The sequence below is a fragment of the Lysinibacillus sp. FJAT-14745 genome, from assembly GCF_001275675.1.
Classification (GTDB): Bacteria; Bacillota; Bacilli; order Bacillales_A; family Planococcaceae; genus Lysinibacillus.
Map to the genome: position 1 here is coordinate 297,581 of NZ_LITM01000005.1, position 9,037 is coordinate 306,617.

Annotated in this window: 8 protein-coding genes; 3 read left to right on the top strand and 5 right to left on the bottom strand. The window is 35.9% G+C overall.

Annotated features, from left to right (window positions below; all coding sequences use genetic code 11):
• Positions 1–7 precede the first annotated feature (7 nt).
• The 3 genes from AMS59_RS08765 (at position 8) to AMS59_RS26635 (ending at position 2,396) form a co-directional block, all read left to right on the top strand.
• The gene (locus AMS59_RS08765; protein WP_053483356.1) at positions 8–1,063 is read left to right on the top strand and encodes an ABC transporter ATP-binding protein; all 1,056 of its coding nucleotides are present in this window, start codon (positions 8–10) and stop codon (positions 1,061–1,063) included.
• A complete protein-coding gene (locus tag AMS59_RS08770) occupies positions 1,056–1,982 on the top strand; it encodes an ABC transporter ATP-binding protein (RefSeq protein ID WP_053483357.1) in 927 nt (308 codons plus the stop codon). The genes AMS59_RS08765 and AMS59_RS08770 overlap by 8 nt, the downstream gene beginning before the upstream one ends.
• Before the next feature lie 282 nt (positions 1,983–2,264).
• Entirely contained in the window at positions 2,265–2,396 is a 132-nt protein-coding gene (locus AMS59_RS26635; RefSeq protein WP_255350002.1) for a hypothetical protein, read from the top strand.
• 194 nt (positions 2,397–2,590) lie between these two features.
• Here the strand turns inward: AMS59_RS26635 and AMS59_RS08775 are convergent, their stop codons facing one another.
• Genes AMS59_RS08775 through AMS59_RS08795 form a run of 5 tightly spaced genes read right to left on the bottom strand, consistent with a single transcriptional unit; the run spans position 2,591 to position 8,284 of the window.
• Entirely contained in the window at positions 2,591–4,408 is a 1,818-nt protein-coding gene (locus tag AMS59_RS08775) for an oligopeptide ABC transporter substrate-binding protein (protein ID WP_053483358.1), read from the bottom strand.
• Positions 4,409–4,423: 15 nt separating this feature from the next.
• A complete protein-coding gene (locus tag AMS59_RS08780; protein ID WP_053483359.1) occupies positions 4,424–5,326 on the bottom strand; it encodes an ABC transporter permease in 903 nt (300 codons plus the stop codon).
• A 36-nt stretch (positions 5,327–5,362) separates the two neighbouring features.
• A complete protein-coding gene (gene opp4B, locus AMS59_RS08785; RefSeq protein WP_053483360.1) occupies positions 5,363–6,325 on the bottom strand; it encodes an oligopeptide ABC transporter permease in 963 nt (320 codons plus the stop codon).
• A gap of 1 nt (position 6,326) precedes the next feature.
• Complete coding sequence (locus AMS59_RS08790; protein WP_053483361.1) at positions 6,327–7,274, bottom strand: ATP-binding cassette domain-containing protein; 948 nt, start codon at positions 7,272–7,274, stop codon at positions 6,327–6,329.
• On the bottom strand, positions 7,271–8,284 hold the full coding sequence (locus AMS59_RS08795) for an ABC transporter ATP-binding protein (RefSeq protein ID WP_053483362.1): 1,014 nt from the start codon (positions 8,282–8,284) through the stop codon (positions 7,271–7,273). The genes AMS59_RS08790 and AMS59_RS08795 overlap by 4 nt, the downstream gene beginning before the upstream one ends.
• Between the last annotated feature and the right edge of the window lie 753 nt (positions 8,285–9,037).

A 9,037-nucleotide genomic window follows, 5' to 3' on the forward strand; every position in this document is an offset into this window, starting at 1 on the left:
GCCGAAAATGAGTAAAACAATTTTAGAAGTAAAAGATTTAAAAATAAACTTTAAAACGTATGCAGGTCTTGTTCATGCCGTTCGTGGTGTAAACTTTGACTTAAAAGAAGGTGAAACACTAGCAATCGTTGGTGAATCAGGTTCTGGTAAGAGTGTAACGAGTAACGCATTAATGAAACTAATTCCACAGCCACCTGGTATTTATGAGTCAGGACAAATTTTATTTAACGGTCGCGATTTAGTGCCTTTAAGCGATAAAGAAATGTCAAAAGTACGCGGAAATGAAATTGCAATGATTTTCCAAGATCCAATGACAAGCTTAAACCCGACTATGAAGGTCGGACGTCAAATAACTGAAGTTATTTTACAACATAAAAAAGTAACAAAAGCTGATGCTAAAAAACGAGCAATCGAACTTTTAACGCAGGTAGGTATCCCCTTCCCTGAAAAACGTTATAACCAATACCCGCATGAATTTTCAGGCGGTATGCGTCAACGTGTTGTTATTGCTATCGCACTTGCAGCTGACCCTAAGCTGCTAATTGCCGATGAACCAACAACAGCATTAGACGTTACCATTCAAGCGCAAATTTTAGAGCTAATGAAAGAAATCCAAAAAAATTCGAAAACATCGATCATTTTCATTACCCACGATTTAGGTGTCGTTGCAAACGTTGCCGACCGTGTTGCAGTTATGTATGCAGGTCAAATCGTTGAATATGGTACTGTTAATGATATTTTCTATAATCCTAAGCATCCTTATACATGGGGTCTTCTTGGTTCAATGCCAGACTTAGATAACGATACTGATGAGCTATTACGCACGATTCCTGGTTCACCACCAGATCTTACCAACCCTCCAAAGGGCGATGCGTTTGCCGCTCGTAATGAATTTGCTATGGCTATTGACTATGAGCAAGAGCCACCTATGTTCCAAGTAAGTGAAACACACTTTGCCAAAACTTGGTTGATGCATCCTGACGCACCAAAAATTCCGCTTCCAGATGCGGTTGCTAAACGTATTGAAGGGTATTTAGCAAAGGAGGCACAATCAAATGACTAAATCGGGCGCAAAAAAAATTCTTGAAATTAAAAATTTAAAGCAGCATTTCGGTTCACCAAGTAACCCTATTAAAGCTGTCGACGGTATTAGCTTCGATGTATACGAAGGTGAAACACTCGGCCTTGTAGGAGAATCAGGCTGTGGTAAATCAACAACTGGTCGTTCCATAATTCGCCTGTACGACATTACAGATGGTGAAATTATTTTCGATGGTGAGAACGTCCATGGGAAAAAATCTAATACTGATTTAAAGAAATTTAATCGTCAAATGCAAATGATTTTCCAAGATCCATATGCATCATTAAACCCGCGTATGACAGCTGGAGAAATCATTAGTGAAGGCTTTACGATTCACGGTCTTTACAAAGATAAAAAAGAGCGTCGTGAAAAAGTTAATCAACTGTTAGATGCTGTTGGCTTAAATAAAGAGCACGCAAACCGTTATGCACACGAATTCTCTGGCGGTCAACGTCAACGTATTGGAATTGCTCGTGCGCTAAGCTTAGATCCAAAGTTTATTATCGCCGATGAACCTATTTCTGCACTTGACGTTTCGATTCAAGCGCAAGTTGTTAACTTATTAAAAGAACTGCAAAAAGAACGTGGCTTAACATATCTTTTCATTGCCCATGACTTATCAATGGTTAAGTATATCAGTGACCGTATCGCTGTTATGTACCGTGGTAAAATCATGGAAATCGGTAAAGCAGATGATATTTACAATCACCCTGTTCATCCGTATACAAAATCATTATTATCAGCAATTCCACTTCCTGACCCAATGTCAGAAAAACGCCGTCAACGTATTCCGTACAAACATACAGAAGTTGACGATAGCGCAACATACCACGAAGTTGGCGATCAGCATTACGTTTATGGTACTGCAGATCTTGTGAAAACTTGGGTTGCTAATCGCTAAAACAATAACTCCCGTCTGCAGTATATACGCTGTGATGGGAGTTTTTTTGTTGCTCCAATACTCAAAAACAAACGTCAAATAGTAGTATTTTATTAAGCTTTTAGCCTACTAAAAAGCTTGGACATATATCTTCTAACTCTATTATGAACCAGTTTCCGTTGTTCTTTTCACGCCTTTTCTATTCAGAAATATTACATTTTTCAGATTTTTCAATAAAACGCATTCCTATTTTACCGTTTATATACTATAATGTAATTATTAAATATAAAGGAGAGATTAAATATGAAAAAGAGTATTAAGCTTATCATTTCTACTTTATGTCTCACTGTATTTTTAATTAGTTTCAGTGCAGCACCTGCTGCTGCATATCCAGGTCCATGTCATAGTCCAAAGCCATGTGTTATAAAACCATAATCCCACTTCTTCTATCTTTGTGGTTCGAGACTGGCACCTTATAGATGTGTATATGCTGTGCGTTCCCTTATAATTTCACCCCTTGGAGATTTTCCAACGGGTGTTTTTTTTATTATTAAACTAAATTGATAACTATTCAGTGATGAAAAACAGTCTTTCTATGTTAAAGAAAGACTGTTTTTTCAGTGATTAGCTTATTTTACTGGAGCATCTGCTGTTAATTCAATAGTTTGAAGTGCTGATTTTGTTTCATTTGCATAATCAACATTGAAATTTTTCACACGTTTGTTGACTGGGAAAAGCTCTGTACGGAAGTACATTGGCATTGTCGTTGCTGTTTTGCTCATATATTCTTGCCATGTACGGAATGCTTTTGCACGGTGATCCGGATCCATTGATTTTTCAGAATCAATGTCTTCTAACATTTTTGTTAAATCAGCAGAAACGAAACGACTAAAGTTAAATTCTGCACCCTCACCATATAAACCTGCTGGAGATGGGTTCGTACCTGTTTTCCATGCAGCCATAAACATATCAATTTCTGGATCATCAGCTTTTACTTTATCATAGAAGCTGTTGAATTCGATTAAACGACCAGTAGTCAATTCAACATTTAGCCCAACTTCTTTCCAGTTTTGGCGATAGTATTCAGCAATCGCTTCATCTGTGTCTGAACCAGACATTGCTGCTAAACGAAGCGTGAATTTTTTCCCGTCTTTATCTTCACGAATTCCGTCACCATCTACATCTTTATATCCAGCTTTCTCAAGTAATTCTTTAGCTTTTTCAGGATCATAGTGATAGCCCTCTAACGTACCATCATAGTAAGATGCAAATACTGGTGGAATTAATGAGTTTGCTCTTACACGTAGACCTTGATAGAATTTTTCTGTAACAGATTCAATATCCATCGCATAACCAACCGCTTGACGTAAACTCTCATCATTCATTTTTGACTTCGCATCAAAAATATTTTTGCGATTTGCTTTATCGTATTTCCCTACTTTAAACCCGATATATGAGTATGACAACTCTGGTCGGCTTACAATTGAAATATTTGATAAATCCTTGATGCTGTCAAATTGATTTGTTGGGTAATGTTCTGCAAGATCATATTTCCCAGTTTTCAAAGCTTCACCGATTGAAGTTGAAGGAACAACTTCGATTACCACTTTATCTAACTTTGGCTTGCCTTTAAAATAATGTTCATTTGCTACAAGCTGAACAGACTCTCCATTTACAACTTTATCAATTTTAAATGCGCCAAGTGTTACAGGATTTTTACGAACTGCATCTGAAGCAATTAGGGCATCTTTAACAGGGATTGACTCTAGCTGATGCTTTGGTGCTGCATAACCCCATAACCCATCCCCAACTGAATAAATAGCTGGTGATACTTTCTTGAACGTAATTTCAATTGATTTGTCATCGATTTTTTTAATACCAGAAATCGTTTTTTCTTTTCCATCATGATATTCTTTTGCACCAACAATATTTTCGAAGTCGTCATCATAGCGTACACCGTCGTAATCAGGATGACCAATAATTTCGTATGGATAAATTAAGTCATCAGCTGTCAAAGGTTGACCATCAGACCACTTAACGTCGCCTTGAATGGTAATCTTCGCCTTTTTATTGTCTTTATCAACTTCTAATTTTGCAATACCTGTATCTTTTACTTGGAAATCCCCATCTAATTCAAAAATTTCATTTTTTGCGTAATCCAAGATTGTACTATCGTAGGCATCATCAGATAATTCCGGGATGAAAACCCCTTTAAAAGGTGTGTCTGTTACAAGCGCTACCTTTAACGTACCACCTTTAATAGCGTCACCTTCATTTTTTACTTCCATTGGAAACTTAGCTGTATCTTCTTTATTAGGTTCTGTTTGTGTCGATTTCTCTTTGTTGCCATCTCCAGTTTTAGCTGCTTCTTTACCATCGTTATTGCAGGCTGCCAATACAAACATCACTGCAAAAATAACGGATAGTAATAACCAATTTTTTTTCATCGTACATCCTCCCTTTTATCCAATTCTTTGTTTTGCGTCAGCTGCACGACGAAGTGCTTGACCGACGTAATTTATACCAAGCATCAAGATTAAAATTAATATTGATGCGGGCAACCATACCCACCATTTTTCTGATAAAACGATTGGATTTCTCGCATAGTTTACAAGAGTTCCTAAACTTGGAGTCGATGGCGGCAAACCAAAGCCTAAGAAGGACAATCCTGTTTCGATTCCAACATTACCAGCAAAGTTCAACGTTAGTTCAACGATTAAAATAGAACTTAGATTTGGTAAAATGCCTTTAAACATAATAGCGAAATCACTTGTCCCCATTGTTTTAGAAGCACTTACATAATCCCTCCGCCCCTCCGATAGTGCTTTACTTCGGACTAAACGGGCGGTGCTCATCCATTGAAATAAACTGATGATCAAAATTAATTCAAAAATACCGTATTTTGGAATGATAGTGACGAAAACAATGATCACCATTAGATTAGGTAATGTCATAAAGAATTCAGTAATTCGCATAAACAAATTATCAATAAATCCACCGTAATAACCCATGACAATACCAAGACCTATCCCTGCAATACTAGTAATGATTGTAATTGCAAATGCTATTAAAATAGAGTTTTTCGCCCCTATTACTAGCTGCCCTAGCATATCACGGCCTGCTTCATCTGTTCCAAGTTTATAACCATTTACGCCAGGTTCAGTGTAGCGCTCTAACAGTTTAATTTTTAAAATTTCTTCTTGATTTAAAAACATGGCGGCGACTAAAAATCCAATGATTAAAAAAGTTATCCCCAAAAAGGAAATTATCGCCAATTTATCTTTTTTAAACTCTCGTAAAACGACTTGCATCCCAGTCGGTGGAGAGTTTTCAAATTTGACCATTTCGTTATTTTGTTGTTCCATTTGAATTCACCTCTCCTTAAACATTATTGTAGTCGGTTAGTCTATGCGGATACGTGGATCAACAATGCTCATTATAATATCAGACAGTAGACTACCTAATAATGTTAAGAAGCCATAAAGCATTACTAGTGCCGTAATAACACTATAATCTCGACTCATGATCGAATTGATAAACAACTGACCCATTCCTGGGAAACCATAAATTGTTTCAATGAAAATAGAGCCCGCTAATAAACCTGTTATTGTAAACCCTAAAAAGGCTGCGATTGGTAATAAGGAATTACGGAAAATATGTCTAGTGTAGACTTTTCGCATTGGAATCCCTTTGCTTCGAGCTGTTTTCACATAATCCTGTGTTTTTGCATCTATTATTTCCGAGCGTAAATATTGAATAGTGGCTGTTGTACCTAAAATAGCATACGTTAAAGCAGGGAGTAGTAAATGGTAGATTTTATTCCAGTAATATGCCATTGTCCCTGGTTCAAGTCCTACATCAACGGTTCCACTTGTTGGGAACCACATGAGTTTATAGCCAAATATAAATACGAAAATGAGTGATAATACGAAAGTTGGTATGGCATAACTGATAAAACTATACAGTGTGATTGATTTATCTAAAAATGATTCTTGATAACGACCTGCCAACACCCCTAATGGAATCGCAATCAAATAGATAAAGATTGCACTGAGTAATGAAAGCCAGAATGTATTTAATCCGCGCTCACCAATAAGTGTGGACACTGCAATTTTATATGTATAGCTTCGTCCAAAGTCACCTTGAAAAGCGTTTGTAATCCAGTGGTAATACTGAACATACCAAGGGTCATAGAAACCTGCTTGTATACGAAGTTCCTCAAGCCTTGCCGGGGATGTCTCTGGTGTAATAAGCCCTGTAAATGGATCTCCTGGCATTTGTTTTGCCAATATGAAGATAAAAAGACTTAATACAAACATCTGAGGAATCATCAGTAACACACGTCTAACAATTGTTTTCCACATTTTATATACCCTCCTGTTCAATGTCAGACATCGCCACTTTATGCGTGTCCGAAATAGATTTTAATGGGTATACTTTGCCCTGCTCATCATAGTATTTATGCTGTTCCTGTTGATAATTGGCCTCGACATTTTGACGTATTACTTTACGCTCTAAACGTGTTTCTGGCTCAATATTTGGAATAGCTGATAACAGGCGCTTTGTATAAATATGTTGAGGACTCGTGTATATATCATTTCGAGTGCCTGTTTCCACAAAACGTCCTTTGTACATGATAGCTATGTGATCACACATATGCTTCACGACACCTAGGTCATGCGAAATAAATAAATAACTAAGTCCAAATTCACTCTGAATGTCTTTCATAAAATTCAGCACTTGAGCTTGTACAGATAAATCTAGTGCAGATACAGGTTCATCAGCAATAATCATTTTCGGATTACAAGCAACCGCACGGGCGATTCCAAGACGTTGCTTTTGACCACCTGAAAATTCATGTGGATACTTTAACAATACATCTTCAGACATACCTACTATCGCGAGTAACTCTTTAATGCGCTTACGTTCCTCTTGATCACTAAGCTTCATAAAATTTCGAATAGGCTCCGCTAAAATGTCTAATACACGTTTTCTAGGATTCATACTCGAATGAGAATCTTGGAAAATCATTTGAATATCTTTGTTATAAGCTGAATTACGATTTCTACGCTTGTTTGTAACATTCTCACCTTCATAAAAAATTTGACCTGAGGTGATTTTTTCCAGACCTATTATAGCCTTCCCTGTTGTCGATTTTCCAGAACCTGATTCTCCTACTAAACCGTATGTTTTCCCTTTTTCGAATTCCATTGTGACGCCATCAACAGCATATACCTTATCGACTACTGTATTAAAAAAGCCCCCTCGAATTGGGTAATGAACATTTAAATCACTAATTTGCATAAAGCTCATACAGTCCCGCCTCCTTCTCCACCTTCAAATCGAAAGCGTTTCCAGCAGGTACATCTAACAAAATGCCCTGGTGCAATTTCATGTAATTGTGGGGTTTTTTCATGTGCAGATGCATCAATCCACGGTATTCGTGCTGAAAAGCGGCAACCTTCACGAGGTAAATTCACTAGCGATGGCACCATACCTTGAATAACTTCAAGTCTTTCATTTTCACTATGTGTTTGTGGAATAGAATTCAATAACGAACGAGTGTAAGGATGTTTAGCATTCGTAAATAATTCTTGAACAGGTGCTTCTTCTACTACTTCACCTGCATACATTACTGCAACTCGATCAGCCATTTCTGCCACAACGCCTAAATCATGCGTTATTAAGATAATACCTGTTTCTGTTTCTGACTGTAGTGCTTTTAGTAAATCAAGTATTTGAGCTTGGATCGTTACATCTAAAGCTGTTGTTGGTTCATCGGCAATTAAAATTGATGGTTTACAAGACAATGCAATGGCAATCATGACACGCTGCCTCATCCCTCCAGACAATTGATGAGGGAATTGTCTTGCTACACGCTCTGGTTTAGCGATGCCTACCTGATTCAATAATTCTAATACTCTCTCCCCACGCTGTTGCTTTGAGAGTTTTGTATGATACATTAGCCCCTCTGCAATTTGTTCTCCAATCCGCATTAATGGATTAAGGGCTGAAAGGGGATCCTGAAAAATAAAACCAATATCATTGCCACGCAAACTATTAAATTGTTCGTCATTCAGGCTCGTTAAATTTTGGTTATTATAAAAGATTTCACCTTTAACTTTTGTATTTACTGGATTGTACAGACCTACAATGGTAGTTGCTAATGTACTTTTACCACAACCCGATTCCCCAACGATTGCTAATACTTCATTCTTTTTAAGCGAAAGTGAGACATCCTCTACAGCAGCGTGGTAAGTTTCTTTAATGCGGAAACTTGTAGTTAGATTTCTAATTGTTAATAGGTCATTTGCTGTATTCAAACAATCTCCCCCTCCTAGATTCAATATTCTGAAAAATGATTATGCTGATCTTTTAAATTTATTTCAGAATTATATTATTGAAAAGTTTATTTACACCTCCATTAATATTTGTAAACATCTTTCATATATTTTTTACTTTTTCAGACAACTAAAAATAACGATTGAATTATCTGAAAATTAACTGTGCTATTATTTTATCTAGAATTAATACATTAAATCAAGTAATTTTTCTAAATATTACGAAGATACGATAAATTAACCCTGTACATCTTTACAAAATAATTTTATAAACTTTATTTTTTCTTTACTTAATTGTTTGTCCTTTTTTCAAACATCTAACTATGCTCTGTTATTTTTATTATTTAAATATAATAAATACTTATACTTACTTTATTAAAAAATAGCATTTAATTACCTTGATTATATTTATATAACAGATAATAATTATTAACTCTCATTTAAATATATTGAATCTATTCATATTTATTATTAACAAATAGTTTTCTCGTTTAAAGTATTAAAAAATTTACAACAATATTGATATACTGAAAAAGCAATTATTTTATTTCTTTTTACCTAATCATTTACGTACCTCTTGATTATATTCATTCCAAAAAAATAATCACCTTTTTAAATAATATATGCAAAAACAAAGGTAATATATTCTAAAAGTTTTAAGGCTCAACACCAAAATCTGTTCTTGCTAAAAAAGAATACAAAAAAACATCTGTATCCGCTAGAGTTGAGAGTACG